Here is a 16,413-nt window from a genome sequence, read left to right on the forward strand (position 1 = left end):
CCCAGTCGAACCGGATCCGCGACCAGGCCCGCACCCAGCTCGGCGAGATCTGTGCGATCGCCAACCAACTCCTGCGGATGGGCGTCCTGGCGGAGGAGGACGTTTCTTCCCTCTCCCCGGCGGGGAGAGGGTAGGGAGGGGGTCGGGCGCTGGCGATCGCTCACTGATTCGGAACTCCCTCACCCCCACCCTCACCCCGCCGGGGAGAGGGAGGCCGATCGATCCATCGACACATCTCGCAACGGATATGCACAAACTGTGCGCCGCGGCACTTGCACCGAGTTGAATGAATATTCATCTCGCGCGCGTCGACGGGCTTCCATGCACGCCGGCTATACCCCCGCGGCTTCCCGCCATCCCGCTCCCGTCCGGACGCCCGGCCGGGCGCTTTCGCTTCGCTTGGCTTACCCATGCCCTATTACCGCTACCGCACCGCCACCCTCCATGGCCCCTGGCGCGATTCGCGCCTGAAGGCCGAATGCGACGCCGTCGCGATGGGCCAGGCAGAATTCACCGGCGGCCGCGGCGATTTCGCCTGGAAAGTCGAGGGCGAGATCGAGCAGCAGCAGCCGCAGTCCGCCGAGCCCAAGACCGCCGGCGAGTAAAGCCGCCGCGCCCGCGTCCGTTTGATTGCCCGCCTCGCCGAAAGGGCGTAGAAGCACGGCCGGCGCGCGATGCGTTCGGGGGGAACGGCCATGAACGTGAGCCGGGAATTCTTTTGTCCGAAGTGCACGCGCAAGCTCTACATGAGCGACACCATGCATGCGCTCGCGCTGATCCACAGAAGCGGCGGCAATTATATCGCGACGGGGTCGACCGATACTGTCCCCTGTCCCAATCCCGATTGCCGCCATGAGATGCGGGTCGAGGACATTATCGCCGGCAAGCACGATTATCACACCGGCGCGATCGCCGGCATTCTCGGCATTCTCCTGACGATCGCGATGGTCGTCGGCATCGTCTATCTCGTCCGGTCCTGCGGGTCCTGAGCGCCCGGCCATTTTCCTACACGCCCCGCCTTGCGTTAATTGACACGCTCCTCTTCGCAGGAGCGATTCGCGTGCTCGAACCCATCCCGCTGATCTGCGACCGCTGCCGCGCGTCCGGCCCCGCCGGCGACGATCCGTTCGCCCTTTATGCCGATCTGCTCGATTTCGAGCCGGTCCCGCGCCGCCCCCGCGCCGACGGCTGGGATGGCGAGGTGCAGCGCGCCTTCATCGCCGCCCTCGCCGCCACCGGCTCGCAGCGCCAGGCGGCTCACGCGGTCGGCCGCGCCCAGTTCGGCGTCGATCAGCTGAAGAAGGCGAAGGGCAATGAAGGCTTCATGGCCGCTTTCGCTCGCGCTCTGGAATATGCCGCCGAAGAAAAGAGCCGCCGGCTGCGCGAGGGCCTGATCGCGGTGGCCGGCCCCGCCGCCCGCTGGCGCCCGCCTTTGCCCGCCTGGGGCAATGCCGCCACCCGGCAGGCCCCGCTCCCGCCCGCCAATGACGACGAGGCGGAGACGGAGGAGGCCAGGCTGGCATGGCTCGCCGATCTCGTGCGCAAATATCTGCTCAAGGTCGGGCAGGAGCGCGAGGCCCGGCTCGCGGGCAAGGTCGTCGCCGCGGATTTCTATCTCCGTCAGCTGACCTGGCTCGAAGTGGCGCTGGATCTGATGGGAAACGGCGGCTTCAAGATCCTGACGGAATTCCGCAAGGGCGATCACCACCTCATCGAGATCGCCGAGACGCCCTTCTCCCGGATTCTCGATGAGGCGCGGCGCGAAAAATGGGCCCAGCTCGGCGAGCCGCCCCGCCCGCAGCACCCGCCCCGCGACCGTCTGGTCGAACATGACGGCTTCAGCAGCGAGCCCCTCGAATATACCGAGGGCGGCCGCCCGGAGACGCACGAGGAGCAGCAGGCGGCGTTCGAGGCCGAGCACAAGCGGCAGGCGGAGCTGCAGCTGATCTGGGAAGCCGAGGCGGCGGAGGCCGCCGCCGCCTGGCGGGCGAAAGAAACGGCAAATGAGCCGCGAAGCCTGTCCTGAGCCTGTCGGGTCGCAGACGACCGCAGGTCAACGGGCCGGCCAGCCTGCGCCCCCGGACCCGATCCGGTGGCGACAGGACTGACGTCACGGGATTCACTCCCGTGAGGGCTACTTCCCTACAGACGGGCCTCAGCGCGACGCGGATTATCCGCGGGCCGACTGGCGAAACTGGCGAGCGCGGCACGTGTACCGCCGCGTGATTGCCAGATCTACGGCGAACTAGGCGACATAGTGAGGAATGAACTCATTCATAGCCATCTTCAGAGAATCTCTGAGGGTACGAGTTAGTGCGCCCAGGTTGTTGCCTCCAAGAGCTGCGTCAGAAACGCAAACGGACACATGAGCTCGATCAATGTTTGGCGCGGCGCCCCCTATGTGGAGATGGGGGCCGCGTCGGTATCGATAATGTAGGTCCGATTTGTCTAGTGCAGGATCGCAATGCAGACTAAGGGCTTGCAGTTCGTCAGCAGGGCCAACATTCCTAAGGTAGAAATGAAGGTAAGATCGATCCATGATATAACGATCTGGCCTATCTGATGTGCGCCAAGTCTCATGATAGTTGAAGTAAATATCATCCCACTTTGACGGTAGGCGCAAGCTCGATGGATCGATTACAGTATGGGTAGCATATCCGCGAGGTATCAGCCCGATCGTGAAGTTGGGAGCCTGAGGAAGCCTAGCGGCCTCAAACCGCTCTGGCTCCCCTAGCACAGGGTTCAGCAACGTCCTGACCTCGTCAAGCCTACGAAACAGGCGATCAGCAGGAAGGCTCACCGTCACTCGGGTTGAATACCGACAAGCGCAGCCTCTTCTCGCCTAAGCGAAAACAGCTTCTGCACGATCTCGTCGATGCGGCGCTCCGCGCTTCTCGACGTAGGCGCCTTATCGACCAAATCCGCGACTTCCCGAATCTCGGCGCCGCTCACCTCCTCCACGGCCGGCACGGGCATGTTTTTGAGAGTGGCAGGCTCCAAGCGGCTATACCCTCGCGAAAATGTGGGAACATGTGTTCTAATATACCACGCGCCCATCGAAGAATTTAATACTCCACAGAAAAACTTCAGAAAGAGAGATTCCTCGCCCTCCACCTTGGCCACCATTACTGGGCCATGTTTAGTAGCAAAGCGCCCCCGCTGGTCGATCGCAAAACGCGGGGTCAGCATAAGGTGGGGACAAACAATCTTAGGTCGCTTCATCCGTGACGGATCGCGCGGCCGTTCGGGTTTCCACCAAGGTGTGCTCGAAGATCGGCGGCGAGCTTCCAATCCGGCTCGGTTGGCAATCAAATGCGTCCAAGCCTCTGGAAACAAATCCTCCAATTCCTGCTGCTCGATCAAACGTTCTCCAAGATACGGATAAAACACCATCTGTTCGGAAGAAGTGGGGACCAAATAGCGACCAATCTTGCGGTCTGGCAGATAGTCCATATAAATTCTTCGCTCTTCGGCGGGAATGTCTGCCTTTCTTCTAATAAAGATGTCGTCAGCGCCGGTCACAAATCCCTGAAATACATCAAGATAGTCGCTGAGACGAGGATAGGACCGCAGTCTATGGTCAAACTCAACCACTTCTGGTGGCCTTATCATCCACTCACTGCTGGAGAAATAATCCTGCCCCACGTCGAAAACTCGGAAGTATGGCGTGTTCACCTCTTTCCCATCTAAAACTGCTTGGAGCGCAGCTCCAACAAACTCCGTCGCCTGCGCGACGTGCGCGCCTGGCCGGAAGCTGGCGCTTGGGTAGGCCCTTTGGACTACGAGGAGTAGGCTGTAAGCTCCCACGCCCTCGAAAACGTCAATCGCAGAGAGGTCAATCAAACATCTTACATCAAAGTCATCGCGAATCTGGCGTCGAATCATCTGGGCGTTCTTGGCCTGCAGGAATGTTTGGGGGATTACGAAGCACGCGAAGCCGCCCGGCGAAAGGCGTGAGAGGCACAGCTTCATGAATGGGATGTAGGCGTCCAGCCGCCCTTGAAAGTCCGGCCCGAGGTAGGCGCGATACGTCGCCCTGGTATCTGTAGGAAGGTGGTCAAGCTTGATATAAGGCGGATTCGTGAGAACGGCGTCATAGATACCTACTGGCAGCTGATCTGCCTCTGCTAACAGTATCGAGTCAGCTTCGCGCAAATTTAAATTGGGCGGCAACCGGTCCGTCGAGACGAGATGGAGAAGGGCAAGCGATAGCTTTGTAGCTTCCAGAGCGTTTCCGTCCTTATCGATGCCGGTCGTTCGGCCGAACATCTCGCTGATAGTGTTGGTCGATATGGCGCTGTCGAGCGGATTACACTGCTCCTCCAATATCGTGCGCAAGAAAATCCCTGATCCGCAAGCGGGATCCAGCGTGACTAGCTCACGGAACTGCTTCGGCGTCGTATTCTCCCGAATGTATTTCGCGAAGAAGCTGGCGATAAACTGCGGAGTATAAACTGACCCAGTTTTTGTCGGCTGGATCTCAGCGCGCGCTTTAGGGATAAAAGTCAGCTGATCATCTGGCTCTTCATCCAGCAGTATACTTACAAACCGCTCATAAATCCTGCTCAAGGCATGCTTGGACATTAGAGCGAAATTCAGTGCGTAAGGGGCATCCTTTGGATCATAAAAATCTCGCAGCAGCTGCTCAGACGTGCTCCTGTCCACCGAGTTAAAGGGAGATAGTTTGGAAAAATCTATGTAATCTCCAATGTCGCCTGCGATGCCCGTGGCAGCGAAGCTCTCCTTTATGACAGTACTAAGGTTAACACTTCCGTCAAATGCCCAGGCTCTTTGAAAGAAGAATATTGCTTTTTTGCTGAATGCTTTCGGTAAGATTTCTATCTTCGCAGCCGCGAACAAAGATAATTGCGTTAAATAACGTCGAGATTTGCTGCGCCGTCGCTGCGGCCTCGGCTGCGAGAAGCCCCTTCCAGCGGCCCACGACCGCTATCAAAGCATCGTCGCATGAGCGCTCCTGAGGCTTAATTCGTCGCCCGCTGCCTTCGAGCGTGAAGCGAGATGATGATAGCAGCTGCTCAAACTCGGGCGTGGAAGTCAGATAGTGCTCATCCGACGCGCCGGGAGAACCGGGGTTGATAAGGTTGTATATGCGACGAGCGTCATATTGTGAGACGAAATAGTGCCAGTCGATCATGTTGTTGTATGAGATCGACAGCAGCGACCGTAACTGATGGGGCGATAGATCGGAAGCCCGAGCGCTTCCGCGGAGGAACGTGATAACGGCCGAGTTCGACAATCCATGCTCGACGACTACATGATTGAAAACCCCCGCACTTTCGAGTGGTGCGTTCAACTCGTAGCTAGGCGTCCAATCTAATCGCTCAGCGAAATCGCGGATGGCAATCCGGCGTGCCTGATCAGGGATTTGCGCATCGGTGATACGAGAAAGGTTTTCTAGGAGTCCCGCCATTACTCCTCCCCCATCCGCAGTGCCGCAATAAATGCCTCCTGCGGGATGCTCACGCTACCATATTCCCGCATCCGCTTCTTCCCCTCCTTCTGCTTGTCGAGGAGCTTCCGCTTCCGCGTGATGTCGCCGCCATAGCATTTCGCGGTCACGTCCTTGCGCAGCGCCGCGATCGTCTCCCGCGCGATGATCTTGCCGCCGATCGCGGCCTGGATCGGGACCTTGAACAGGTGCCTGGGGATGAGGTCCTTCAGCCGCTCGCACAGCTGCCGGCCGCGCGCCGCGGCGGCGGCGCGGGGGACCATCATTCTGAGCGCGTCGACCCGCGCGCCGATTACCCGGGTGGTCATCTTGACGAGGTCGCCGGGGCGGTGGCCGATCTGGTGATAGTCGAAGCTCGCATAGCCTCTGGAGATGCTCTTCAGCCGGTCGTAGAAATCGAACACCACCTCGTTGAGCGGCAGATCGTAGGTGAGCTGCGCCCGGCCGGCGACATAAGTGAGGTTCTTCTGCACCCCGCGCCGGTCCTGGCAGAGCTTCAGGATGGGGCCGAGATATTCGTCGGGGACGTAGATGGTCGCCTCGATCCACGGCTCCTCGACCGCCGCGATCCGGTTCGGGTCCGGCCAGTCGGCGGGGTTGTGGATCTCGATGATGCTATGTCCGCTCTCGTCCCTGCCCACCGTTCGGGCCGAGCCTGTCGAAGCCGCCTCTTTTCCCCTGGTGAGGTGGACCAGATAGACGACGCTGGGCGCGGTGGTGATGAGGTCGAGATCATATTCGCGGGTCAGCCGCTCCTGGACGATCTCGAGGTGGAGGAGGCCCAGGAAGCCGCAGCGGAAGCCGAAGCCCAGAGCGGCGCTGGTCTCCATCTCGAAGCTGAAGCTGGCGTCGTTGAGGCGCAGCTTGGCGAGGGAGTCGCGCAATTTCTCGAAGTCCGCCGCGTCGGCCGGGAAGAGGCCGCAGAAGACGACCGGCTGGACGAGCTTGAAGCCGGGGAGGGCGGTGGCGGCGCGGCGGCGCGCGTCGGTGATCGTGTCGCCGACCCGGGTCTCGCTTATGTCCTTGATCTGGGCGGTGATGAAGCCGATCTCGCCCGGGCCGAGCGCGTCGAACTGCTCGATCTTGGGGCGGAAGACGCCGACCCGGTCGACCAGGTGGGTCGTGCCGGCGGCCATGAAGGCGATCTGCTGGCCGCGCCTGATGATGCCGTCGATCACCCGGATCAGGATGACGACGCCGAGATAGGGGTCGTACCAGCTGTCGACCAGCATCGCCTTGAGCGGTGCCGCGGCGTCGCCCTTGGGCGGCGGGATGCGCGCGACGATCGCCTCCAGCACCTCCTCGATGCCGATCCCGGTTTTCGCGGACGTGAGCACCGCGCCGCCGTCCCGCCAGTCGCCCTTCGCCGGCAGCCCGACAATGTCCTCGATCTCGGTCCGCACCTTGTCGACGTCGGCGGCGGGGAGGTCGATCTTGTTGATGACGGGGACGATCTCATGGTCGTGCTCGATCGACTGGTAGACGTTCGCTAGGGTCTGCGCCTCGACGCCCTGCGCGGCGTCCACCACGAGCAAGGCGCCTTCGCAGGCGGCGAGACTTCGGCTAACCTCGTAGGCGAAATCCACGTGCCCCGGCGTGTCCATCAGGTTCAGGACGTAGGATTGCCCGTCGCTCGCCTTGTAATCGAGCCGGACGGTCTGCGCCTTGATCGTGATGCCGCGCTCCTGCTCGATCTCCATATTGTCCAGGATCTGGCCATGCGTCATCTCGCGCTCGGTCAGCCCGCCGGTCGACTGGATCAGCCGGTCGGCGAGGGTCGACTTGCCATGGTCGATATGGGCGATGATGCTGAAGTTGCGGAGCTTGCTGAGGTCGGTCACCGCGCGCCGTTAGCAGCGCGGGCGGCATGCGCCAACCGGTGCCGGCCGTTAAGCGGCCTGCCGCTTGTCGTAGCCTTCGGTCGCGAGCATCACCGTCTTGGGCACGGGCTGCTCGCCGCTCAGATAATAAGCGATGGTGCGGCGGGAAAGGCCGAGCGCTTCGGCGGTGCGATCGAGTGTAAAGCCGTGCCCATCCATCCAAGCACGGAAGGCGGCGGCCGGCATCGCCTCGCCAGCCTGCTCGTCGGCCCAGCGCCGGAGCTGAGCAGCGCCGAAGTCGATCCCGCAAGGCAGAAATTCGACCGACCAACCGTCCTCGGAACGCTGGGGGAAATTGGCGTCGTCGGCGAGCGGCTTCAGCCGCGGATAGGCGGCGATCAAAGGCGCCAGATTGATCTCGGCCCGGTGTCCGTCATCCCACGCCACCGCGATCCGCAAAGGGCCGACGATGCGAACGCTTTCGATCCTGCCGATGCTCATTGGCCGTCTCCGCTATATTCCGCCCATTTCTCTTCGAGAAAGGCGCGGTTCTCCGCCGCCCAGGCCAGCGCTTCCTTAAGGTCGATCCGGCCGCTCGACGCCATCACCTCCAACGTGTCGATCCGCACCTGCGCCGCGCCCTCCTTGCCGAGCACGTGAAAGTGCGGCGGATTGTGGTCGGCGAAGAACATCGCGATCTCGGTCGAGGAGAAGCGCTGCAGCCGGGGCATGTGATGCTATAGTGCAATCATTGCACTACTGCAAGGCGTTGGCGCGGTAATCGAGCCGGACGGTCTGCGCCTTGATGGTGATTCCGCGTTCCTGCTCGATGTCCATATTGTCGAGGATTTGGCCGTGCGTCATCTCGCGCTCGGTGAGGCCGCCGGTCGACTGGATCAGCCGGTCGGCGAGGGTCGACTTGCCATGGTCGATATGGGCGATAATGCTGAAATTTCTGAGTTTTTTGAGGTCTGTCATTTCTGTTTTTCGGGAGAGGTCGGCGCGCCCTAGCAGCGGCGGCGCGCGCTGGCAAAGCGGGAACGGGGACCTAAGTAGCGGAATCGCCCCGGCAAGGGCAGCTCCGAACTGGATCAAGAAAAGCTCATCAGGACCCGATGAATTGTCGACTGCGGTTACTATCTGGGGGGCGATGCAGCTGGGTCCCCATCGTGAAGCACTATCGAGCGTTCCTCTGCGCTTATGTGAATGGGCGACCGCTGCCTCCCGATGGCAATCGAGCTGAGGGCCGGCCCGATGGCGATCACCGATGACATCCTCTCCCATGACAAGGCCGGCACCCTGCCGCAGCTGATCGCGGATTCGATGCACGGCCACCGCAAGGACGAAGACGGCGACGCGTTTCGCGCGGCGCTTGTCGACTTGCACAACGACGGCAGCATTGACCTGCTGAAGACCGCCGCAGGCGTCACCCACGATACGCAGAAGGGCTTCGATTTCTGGCTTGTCCAGGACGTTTATGTGCAGGTCATCCCGTCCCTCCAGGCGGAACCACGGGCGATGATGGCGGCCGTCCACGCCCTCGTCGTAGCCGCGGGCGAGGATATGATGGCGGCGCGCCCCAACGGTGCTTTCCGGACTTGGGCCGAGCAAGGCGATCGGGCCCGCGCGGTCATCGACGCTGTCGATCCGGACAACGCCGACGACGTCATCTTCCTCTTTCTTGCGCTGCAGGCACTGGCAAAATCCAACCCCGATGCGGCTCTCGATCTGGCGATCGACTATCTGGCTGGCCCGGCGGTACTCGCGCGCTCAGGCGCCGCGATGGCGGTCGGGGCCGTGGCCGATCCTTCGGCGGATGCGATCGGCCGGGCGCTGGACGCGCTCGAAGCCGCCATCGCCATTTCCCCCGAGGACAATTTAGTTGGATTGATTGTCGCCGCCGCCGTCGATCTCTCGCTCAAGCTGCCGGACGCGATCGAGCGCGTCACGGCAGTGATCCTGGGAGCTTCCACTGAGCCCGGCGACCAGACGATCCATCGCGCCGCCCACGCCCTATTCGTTCATGCGGATGATCTTGCCGAACCGGTCGTCGCCGCCCTTATCTCGATCGTTCGGCAGGTTCGAATCGAAAATCGCGGCACGTTTCAGGAGATCGATCACGCGTTGATGTCCCTGATTCACAAGGGCCGGATCGACGAAGCGCTTGCTTTGCTGGAACCGCTGCTGGTGGGGCATGCCAAGCTGCACGAATTCGAGTGGCTCGGCGGCACTGCGAGCGCGCTCCTCGATCTCAAGGAAGAGCGGTTGCCCCTTCTGATCGCGCGCTGGCTGCTCAGCTTCGAGCGTCGTCTGGGCGAAGCCGCCTATAGCCTGGTCCGCCGCTCGCACGGGGGTCCGCTGATCCTGCTGTTCGATCCCGCGCCGCTTGCGCTCGACAGTGATCAGATGATCGTGCTGGCCCATCGCGCGATCGGCTATCTCTTCATGACGCCGATCAGCGCGGCATCCTTCCTGATCTCCATCCTTCGAATCCTAGCTGAGGCACCAGCGAAGGCAGTCGTCGAAATTCTGCTCGATCCGCTGCTGATCAATTATTCGGGCGAACTCTCCACTTGGCTCGAGGAGCGCGCCGCCGACCCGGCAGAGTCTGCCGCGCCAATTATCAAGCAAGCGCTCGAGCAGCTGGAAGACTATGTCGCCGGCCTGCGCAGGGCAGGTCGCATCGCCGAGCTCCGTCCGTCCGAGCGCGAGCGGCTCATCGAGCGCCACATCCAACAAGAGGAGATGCGGCAGGCCTATAAGGCGGTCGAGCAGCATTCGGTGCTGCTGTCGATCGTGACCCGCCAAACCCTGCTCTACGGCACCCGCTCAATCAGCTATTTCAAAGCGCCCGACGGCTCCACGCATCGCAACGTCATGAAGATGCACAGCATCAGCCACAGCATCGAGACGCCGCGGCTGCACATCCTAGACCCATTCGAACTCGATTATCAGCTGCGCGTGTTCCGTGCCCTGGAAGTCGTGCCGTGAAGCTCGTCATCCGGGAATATCTGGCCTCGCTTCGCGAGCGGGACGAGCTCGATGCCGTCCTCCCCGATCTGTTGACGGAGCTTGGCTTCACCGTTTTCTCCCGGCCAACTCGGGGCACACGCCAGCACGGCGTCGATGTCGGTGCGGTCGGGCTTGGGGAGGATGGGGTGAGACGCGTCCACCTCTTCTCGGTCAAGTCGGGCGACCTCACACGGACGGAATGGAACACGGCGTCGCCGCAAAGCCTGCGCCCTTCGCTCGAAGCGATTCTGGACGTCTACGTGGCGAGCCGCATCCCACCCCAATATGCCGATCTGCCAATCGCCATCTGCCTCTGTTTTGGCGGCGATATCGACGAGCAGGTTCGCGACGACGTCCATGGTTTCATGCGCCGCAACCGCACCGAGAAAATCCACTTCGAGGAGTGGAATGGGGATCGGCTGGCGCAGGTAATCCTCGACGGGATTCTGCGCGAAGAGCTGCTCCCTGAGACGCTGCGCGGCCATTTGCGCAAGGCGGTGGCGATGGTCGAGGAACCCGACATTGCGATCAATCATTTCCAGAGGCTACTCCGCGCGCTGTCTGAAGCGCCCGGCGCGAAGCCTGCCAATCGCCTCTCTCAGGCCCGGCTCATCAATATCTGTCTCTGGATCATGTTCATCTGGGCGCGCGAGGCGAACAATGTCGAGGCGCCGTATCGGGCGAGCGAACATGCGCTCCTCGCGGCTTGGCATTTGCTGCGCAGCGACCTAGCCAAAGGCGGCAAGACAGCCGAGCGGGCGGGGCTCGTCCTCAATGAGCTGATCGAGCTTCATTTCGCGGTCGGGGACGAACTATTCGATGCGAAAATCCTGCCGCTCGCCGACGTGCGGCACGGATTGTCCAGCGCGGTGGGCTCGCATGCCTCGATCGACGTTAATCTGAAACTGTTCGACATGATCGGCCGGCTTGCACTTCGCGGGCTCTGGCTAGTCTGGCAAGCCGGGAGCGGCGACCGACCGGGTTTGTTGCCGGATGTTACCGAGGACGACACGCTCGCAGCGCTGAACGCCCCGCTGATTGGACGCATCCAGCGCATGTGTTCGCAGATCAACCAGCTCATCGCCAACAACCACGCCTTGCTGTCGCCGGCGAGCGACTGGCAGGCGATCGACATCGGCCTTGCCCTAACCCTGCTCTCAACCCGGGCGCACTTTCACGACATCATCGACCAATGGCTGGAGGAGTTGGCCCGGCACTGCATATTCGCTTTTCAGACGCACGGACGCTATCCGACAACCAGCCAATCCTATTGGGATCTGGTCGAGCATCCAGCGCAGCGCGACGACGCCTATCGGCGCGAAGCCACCAATGCGAGCACGCTCTATCCGATGCTCGCGCTCTGGGCTGCCGCGCGCGGCAACCAGCCCATCATCGACGAGTTCGCCCGGTTCAAGGCGGAGTTGCTTGAACATTGCACCTTCCAGGCTTGGCTGCCCGACGAGGATAGCGAGACCGAGCTTTATCTGGGTCGCGACAGTCATGGCGCGGCGCTTGCCGGCATCCCGGTCACCGCCGGCACGCGCGATACGCTCGAGTTCGTGATGGCAGAGGTCACGATCAATGATCATTTCGACGCGCTCTCTGCGATTCGGCTCGCGCATTGGCCGATCTTGCTGACGGCGTGCCGCGTCCACCGGCTTCCTATCCCGCCTCACCTTTGGCGCGACATCTTTGCCGCCATCGGTCCGGCCTTGCAGTCCGCCGGCCCGATCGCTGACACCAGTCCCGACTTGGAGTCGGACGACGATGACGGGGCCGTCGGCGCCGTCACGAGACCATTGTCCCGTGACGTCAGTCGGGCTCCGCTAGCGCGGACCCGCTGGCCGGCCTTGCGCGGCTCTACCCGCTACTCCGGCGGCGGCTGCGCCGCCGGCGTCCCCCGGATCAGGTCCGGGGTCGGCGCGTCAAAAGCTCCAGTGCAGGTGTTTGGGCCAGCGGTCATGGTCTCGCACCGCGTGGAGTTCGGCGAAGATCGCGTCCAGCTCCGCCTGCTCGGGCGGCTCAGGGATCGCTTCCAGCTCCTCGTCGTGGGGATCGTCCGGCAGGGCGTCGAAGATCCGGTTCCAGGCCGAGGTCACGCGGTCCTGCGCCGCCCTGAGGTCCGCCATGCGCTCACGCACCCAGGCGACCCGCGTCGCCACGCGCGCCTCAGCCCCCGCCCGCTCGCCGGCCGGCCAGCCGGCCGCCCTCAGGAGGGCGCTGATGATATCCTCATGGCTCATTGGGTGCTCCTGTTCTTCAAAAGGGGCCCCTCCACCATGCTTTTTGCATGGTCCCCCTCCCCCGGAATGCGGGGGAGGATTGAGGCAGGCCGCGGCTCAACCTTTGGCGTCTTCAATGGTGGCTGAGCCGGGTCCCTCCTCGATCGCCCGGCGGACCCGCTCCGCCCAAGCCTCGGCATCGGCCTTCGCCTGGCTCTCCCAGAGGCGCTGGGCCTCGGCCTGGAGCGCTTCGAGCGCGGCGCGGCGGGCCAGCCATTCGTTGTAGGGGCCGTCCCGGTCCGCGCGGTAATGGCCGGGGAGGGCGGCCGTGGCGCGCTGCTCGTCATGCTCGCCGAGCAGAGCGGGGGGAATCCGGTCGGGCTCGCCTTTCTCCCGCCAGTAATCGCGGCGGAGGCGATCGAGCAGGAGGCTCATCGGCGTGCCGATCGTGTCGAAAAGGTCGACCTCGCCGGAGCGGAAGAGATCGTGGAGGGCGTCGGCGCTGACCCCCAGATCGAGCGCGAGCTCGATGAAGCTGAGCTGGCGGACGTAATAATCGGCTTCGACGATCCGGCCCGCGAGGCGGCATTCGCGCTCCTGCTGGAGCTTCTTGCGGTAGCGATCGAGAAGGCCCTTCAGAACGTCGTCGATGGCGAGCTCGAACGGCTCGTCCTCGTCAGGATCGGGCTCGGGCGGGATCCAGGGCGGGCGGGCGCGGCCACCGCGGCGGGACAGGCCCGGATTGCGGGCGTGGAACAAAGTGAGGGCGCAGTCCCAGGCGTCGGCGAAGCCCTCGCCGCCGGCCGAAGTGCGGACCTTGAAGGCGCCGCTGCCGGTGCGGCCGAGGCTCTGCGCGGCGCGGTCGACCTCGCCCAGGCGGGCGAGCGCGGCGATGAAGCCGCGCTGGCGATCGGGCGTCCAGCCGTCGTGGCGCTTGCACTTGCGCAGGACGGGGGAGAAGCCGAGCAAGGCGGCGATCTCCGGGTCGGGATCGAGGGGCAGGTGGTTCATCGAGTCGCTCCGGCGGAAGGGAGCGAAGCATTTATCCCGTCGGCGGGGGTGTAGGAAAATGCCGCGCTGTGGTGGGCGAGGAGGGGCCGTCACGGACCATTGCCCGTGACGTCGATCAGGTTCCGCTGCGCGGACCTGTCGGCCGGCCGATCTCGGCTCTACGCCTAAGCGCGGCGTCGCTGTCGCGTCGGCGCGCTTAGGCTCGGCGAGATTCGGCACCGGAACGTCAGGCACGCCCTCGCGTTTCTTCCCCGCACTCCGCCGCGTTCCTGGCGGAGCCAAGGGAGAGCTGCCATGCTTTGGACCATCGTCGCCATCCTCGTCGTGCTCTGGCTGCTGGGCTTCGTCGGCGGCATCGGGGGCAGCCTCGTCCACGCCCTGCTGGTGCTCGCCGGCATCGTGCTGGTGTTCCAGCTGATCAGCGGCCGCCGCGTCGTCTGACGCCGCGGTTCAGGGCAAAGCGGCCGCGTCCGGCGCCCAGCGCCCGTCCGTGAAAATGAGGCCGCGCGTGCGCAGACAGTAGCGCCCGCGACGGGTCGGGTCGCCGCGTTCGCAGCGGTCGATCCGGTAGGAGCAATTGACCCGCCCCGCGACCACAGCCGAGCAGCTCGGCGCTTCGACCCGCGGCGCGCGCGGCGCGCGGCGCCCGCTTTGTGGCGCCGGCATCGCGGCCGCCTCGATCGCCATCAGGTCCGCGGCTGTCGGCGGCGCAGCCGGGGGCGGCGGCGGCGGAGGCGGCGGCGGCGGAGGCGCCGGGGCGGGCGGCGCGATGTCGACCGCGCCGGCCAGCGGATCCTCGCCCCGCTCGATCACGGCGCAGGGGCTTTCATTGCCGTTCGGGCCCGCCGCGCCCCAGCGGCGGAAGCTGCGCGTGTCGATATGGAAGCGCTGGAAGGCGTAGAAGCCCAGGCCGGCACCGAACGCGCGGCCGGATCGGGCATGCATCGCGCACAACCGCCGGAACAGCTCGCGCCGCGGGAGCGGCACCCGCGGCACCAGATCGAGCGCGAAATAGTCGACATGGGCGCTCCGCTCCGAGCCGCGGGCGCAGCGGTTCAGCGTCGGGTTGCGATAGCCCGAGACGGCATCGACCTCTCCCACCGTCGGCTTCACCCAGTCGCGGATGTAGCGAAGCGTCATGGTGAGCCCGGGCCAGAGCGTGAAGGGCGGTACCTCGAACGGCTGGCCGCCGCATTCGCGCCACATGCTGGCGGTGCGCAATATCTCATAGGTCGGCAGCACGCCGCGCACCCCGGCCGCCTCCTGCCAGGCCTCGAACGACATGATCTGGCCCCGCATCCGCGGGTTCGCGGCGAGCCAGGCGCGATACTCCGGCTCGCCTTGGCCGATCGGCAATTCCTGCGCCGAAAGCGGCGCGGCGAGGAGGGCGGCGGCCGCGAGGGCGGCGGGGGTCGTGCGGCGCATGGGCCGCTTGTCTGGCACAGGTCGACGGCTTTTGCCTAGGCGTCCGCGCCGGAGGAATCGATTGAGGTGCGGGCCGATATGGCGGACACGAGCCTCGACACAGCAAGGACCCGCGCCGTGACAGCTCGCATCGCCGATCATCCGATCGACCCGCTCTTCCTCGATCGCTGGTCGCCGCGCGCCTTCGATGGGTCGCCCGTGCCCGATGCCGACCTCTTGACGATGTTCGAGGCGGCGCGCTGGGCGCCCTCGGCGTTCAACTCGCAGCCCTGGCACTTCCTTTACGCGAAGCGCGGCGATGCGAACTGGGGGCGCTTCCTGTCGCTGCTGATCCCCTGGAACCAGAGCTGGGCGCACACCGCCTCGGTGCTGGTCTATGTGGTCTCCGACACTTCGCCCTTTACCGACAAGAAGACCGGCGAACCGGCGCCCTCGACCACCCACAGCTACGATGCCGGCGCCGCCTGGGTCAGCCTCGCGCTGCAGGCGACGCGGATGGGCTATCGCGCCCATGGCATGTCCGGCATCCAGCATGAGATCGCCCGGGCGGAGCTGGGCCTGCCCGACCGCTACCACCTCAACGCCGCCTGCGTGATCGGCCGGATCGGCGACCCGACCCAGCTCGACGAGAAGCAGCGGGCGCGCGAGCATCCCTCGGACCGCAAGCCGCAAAGCGCCTTCGTCCATGCGGGCAATTTCCGAACCTAGCTGTTCCCCGGCGAAGGCCGGGGCCCAGGCGGCGCTATCGCGCCGTTCCTCGTTTGGGACTGGACCCCGGCCTTCGCCGGGGAGCAGCCTCGCTCTTGAACCGCGCTCGCAAAGGGTGAAGACTTCGCGACTGGCTTCAAGGGGGAGGGCGCATGACGGTCGAAGCGGGCGCATCGCGGGGGCGGGTGATCACCTTGCCGGCGCGGCCCGAGCCGATCCGGGTCTCGGTCGAGGAGACGGCGATCGTCGTCATCGACATGCAGAACGCCTATGCCTCGAAGGGCGGCTATGTCGATCAGGCCGGCTTCGACATTTCCGGCGCGGCGGGGACGATCGGCCAGATCGCCAAGGTGCTCGAAACAGCCCGCGCCGCCGGCATGACGATCGTCTACCTGCAGAACGGCTGGGACCCGAACTATGTCGAAGCGGGCGGCCCCGGCTCGCCCAACTGGCACAAGTCCAATGCGCTGAAGACGATGCGCGCCCGGCCGGAGCTGCATGGCAAGCTGCTGGCCAAGGGCGGCTGGGATTATGCTTTGGTCGATGCGCTCGCCCCGCAGGACGGCGACATCGTCTTGCCCAAGACCCGCTACAGCGCCTTCTTCAACTCGCAGCTCGATTCCACCCTGCGGTCGCGCGGCATTCGCAACATCGTCTTCGTCGGCATCGCCACCAATGTCTGCGTTGAATCGACGCTGCGCGACGGCTTCCACCTCGAATATTTCGGGGTGATGCTGGAGGACGC

General features: G+C 64.2%; 15 protein-coding genes and 1 pseudogene. 8 read left to right on the top strand and 8 right to left on the bottom strand.

Translation table 11 applies throughout. The annotated features are described in order from the left end of the window. Positions 1-410: 410 nt before the first annotated feature. From ACT4N3_RS12115 to ACT4N3_RS12125, 3 genes are all read left to right on the top strand, one after another. Positions 411-605, top strand: a complete 195-nt coding sequence (locus tag ACT4N3_RS12115; RefSeq protein WP_444855481.1) for a hypothetical protein — start codon at positions 411-413, stop codon at positions 603-605. Between the two features lie 141 nt (positions 606-746). Next, positions 747-989, top strand: a complete 243-nt coding sequence (locus ACT4N3_RS12120; protein WP_444855482.1) for a hypothetical protein — start codon at positions 747-749, stop codon at positions 987-989. A 71-nt stretch (positions 990-1,060) separates the two neighbouring features. Beyond that, entirely contained in the window at positions 1,061-2,026 is a 966-nt protein-coding gene (locus tag ACT4N3_RS12125; RefSeq protein WP_444855483.1) for a hypothetical protein, read from the top strand. A gap of 776 nt (positions 2,027-2,802) precedes the next feature. Here ACT4N3_RS12125 and ACT4N3_RS12130 read toward each other — a convergent pair. The 6 genes and pseudogenes from ACT4N3_RS12130 to ACT4N3_RS12155 all read right to left on the bottom strand — a co-directional run. Next, positions 2,803-4,860: an Eco57I restriction-modification methylase domain-containing protein gene (locus ACT4N3_RS12130; protein WP_444855484.1), complete on the bottom strand. Its 2,058-nt coding sequence runs from the start codon at positions 4,858-4,860 to the stop codon at positions 2,803-2,805. After that, entirely contained in the window at positions 4,775-5,431 is a 657-nt protein-coding gene (locus tag ACT4N3_RS12135; RefSeq protein WP_444855485.1) for a hypothetical protein, read from the bottom strand. The genes ACT4N3_RS12130 and ACT4N3_RS12135 overlap by 86 nt, the downstream gene beginning before the upstream one ends. Continuing rightward, positions 5,431-7,311 carry a translation elongation factor 4 gene (lepA, locus tag ACT4N3_RS12140; RefSeq protein WP_444855486.1) on the bottom strand — a complete coding sequence of 627 codons (1,881 nt, stop codon included), beginning with the start codon at positions 7,309-7,311 and terminating at the stop codon, positions 5,431-5,433. The genes ACT4N3_RS12135 and lepA overlap by 1 nt, the downstream gene beginning before the upstream one ends. Before the next feature lie 48 nt (positions 7,312-7,359). Then, on the bottom strand, positions 7,360-7,791 hold the full coding sequence (locus ACT4N3_RS12145; protein ID WP_444855487.1) for a hypothetical protein: 432 nt from the start codon (positions 7,789-7,791) through the stop codon (positions 7,360-7,362). Next, a complete protein-coding gene (locus tag ACT4N3_RS12150) occupies positions 7,788-8,021 on the bottom strand; it encodes a DUF4160 domain-containing protein (protein WP_444855488.1) in 234 nt (77 codons plus the stop codon). Before ACT4N3_RS12150 ends, ACT4N3_RS12145 begins: the two co-directional genes overlap by 4 nt. Before the next feature lie 46 nt (positions 8,022-8,067). Then, positions 8,068-8,268 (bottom strand): annotated as a pseudogene (locus ACT4N3_RS12155) (GTP-binding protein); the annotation flags it as partial. A gap of 249 nt (positions 8,269-8,517) precedes the next feature. On the opposite strand from ACT4N3_RS12155, the gene ACT4N3_RS12160 reads away from it, so the two are divergent. After that, the gene (locus tag ACT4N3_RS12160) at positions 8,518-10,281 is read left to right on the top strand and encodes a hypothetical protein (protein ID WP_444855489.1); all 1,764 of its coding nucleotides are present in this window, start codon (positions 8,518-8,520) and stop codon (positions 10,279-10,281) included. Beyond that, positions 10,278-12,671: a hypothetical protein gene (locus ACT4N3_RS12165; RefSeq protein ID WP_444855490.1), complete on the top strand. Its 2,394-nt coding sequence runs from the start codon at positions 10,278-10,280 to the stop codon at positions 12,669-12,671. The genes ACT4N3_RS12160 and ACT4N3_RS12165 overlap by 4 nt, the downstream gene beginning before the upstream one ends. Here the strand turns inward: ACT4N3_RS12165 and ACT4N3_RS12170 are convergent. Then, positions 12,642-13,535, bottom strand: a complete 894-nt coding sequence (locus ACT4N3_RS12170; protein WP_444855491.1) for a hypothetical protein — start codon at positions 13,533-13,535, stop codon at positions 12,642-12,644. The two genes, ACT4N3_RS12165 and ACT4N3_RS12170, sit on opposite strands and share 30 nt — an antisense overlap. Before the next feature lie 294 nt (positions 13,536-13,829). On the opposite strand from ACT4N3_RS12170, the gene ACT4N3_RS12175 reads away from it, so the two are divergent. Next, a complete protein-coding gene (locus tag ACT4N3_RS12175) occupies positions 13,830-13,976 on the top strand; it encodes a lmo0937 family membrane protein (RefSeq protein WP_444855492.1) in 147 nt (48 codons plus the stop codon). Positions 13,977-13,985: 9 nt separating this feature from the next. Here the strand turns inward: ACT4N3_RS12175 and ACT4N3_RS12180 are convergent, their stop codons facing one another. Continuing rightward, positions 13,986-14,960, bottom strand: a complete 975-nt coding sequence (locus ACT4N3_RS12180; RefSeq protein ID WP_444855493.1) for a hypothetical protein — start codon at positions 14,958-14,960, stop codon at positions 13,986-13,988. Positions 14,961-15,077: 117 nt separating this feature from the next. Here ACT4N3_RS12180 and ACT4N3_RS12185 point away from each other — a divergent pair, with 117 nt between their 5' ends. Together ACT4N3_RS12185 and ACT4N3_RS12190 are read left to right on the top strand one after the other, a co-directional pair. Continuing rightward, positions 15,078-15,668: a nitroreductase family protein gene (locus ACT4N3_RS12185; protein ID WP_444855494.1), complete on the top strand. Its 591-nt coding sequence runs from the start codon at positions 15,078-15,080 to the stop codon at positions 15,666-15,668. Between the two features lie 152 nt (positions 15,669-15,820). After that, positions 15,821-16,413: isochorismatase family protein (locus ACT4N3_RS12190; protein ID WP_444855495.1), on the top strand; the 593-nt coding region annotated here is incomplete at its 3' end.

Source organism: Sphingosinicella sp. (assembly GCF_052388015.1).
GTDB lineage: Bacteria > Pseudomonadota > Alphaproteobacteria > Sphingomonadales > Sphingomonadaceae > Allosphingosinicella.

What these genes read in the sequence shown, in the direction of transcription:
- ACT4N3_RS12115 (WP_444855481.1), top strand. Translation starts at nt 411, where the DNA reads ATGCCCTATTACCGCTACCGCACCGCCACCCTCCATGGCCCCTGGCGC.
- ACT4N3_RS12120 (WP_444855482.1), top strand. Translation starts at nt 747, where the DNA reads ATGAGCGACACCATGCATGCGCTCGCGCTGATCCACAGAAGCGGCGGC.
- ACT4N3_RS12135 (WP_444855485.1), bottom strand. Translation starts at nt 5,431, where the DNA reads ATGGCGGGACTCCTAGAAAACCTTTCTCGTATCACCGATGCGCAAATC.
- ACT4N3_RS12145 (WP_444855487.1), bottom strand. Translation starts at nt 7,791, where the DNA reads ATGAGCATCGGCAGGATCGAAAGCGTTCGCATCGTCGGCCCTTTGCGG.
- ACT4N3_RS12150 (WP_444855488.1), bottom strand. Translation starts at nt 8,021, where the DNA reads ATGCCCCGGCTGCAGCGCTTCTCCTCGACCGAGATCGCGATGTTCTTC.
- ACT4N3_RS12160 (WP_444855489.1), top strand. Translation starts at nt 8,518, where the DNA reads ATGGCAATCGAGCTGAGGGCCGGCCCGATGGCGATCACCGATGACATC.
- ACT4N3_RS12170 (WP_444855491.1), bottom strand. Translation starts at nt 13,535, where the DNA reads ATGAACCACCTGCCCCTCGATCCCGACCCGGAGATCGCCGCCTTGCTC.
- ACT4N3_RS12175 (WP_444855492.1), top strand. Translation starts at nt 13,830, where the DNA reads ATGCTTTGGACCATCGTCGCCATCCTCGTCGTGCTCTGGCTGCTGGGC.
- ACT4N3_RS12180 (WP_444855493.1), bottom strand. Translation starts at nt 14,960, where the DNA reads ATGCGCCGCACGACCCCCGCCGCCCTCGCGGCCGCCGCCCTCCTCGCC.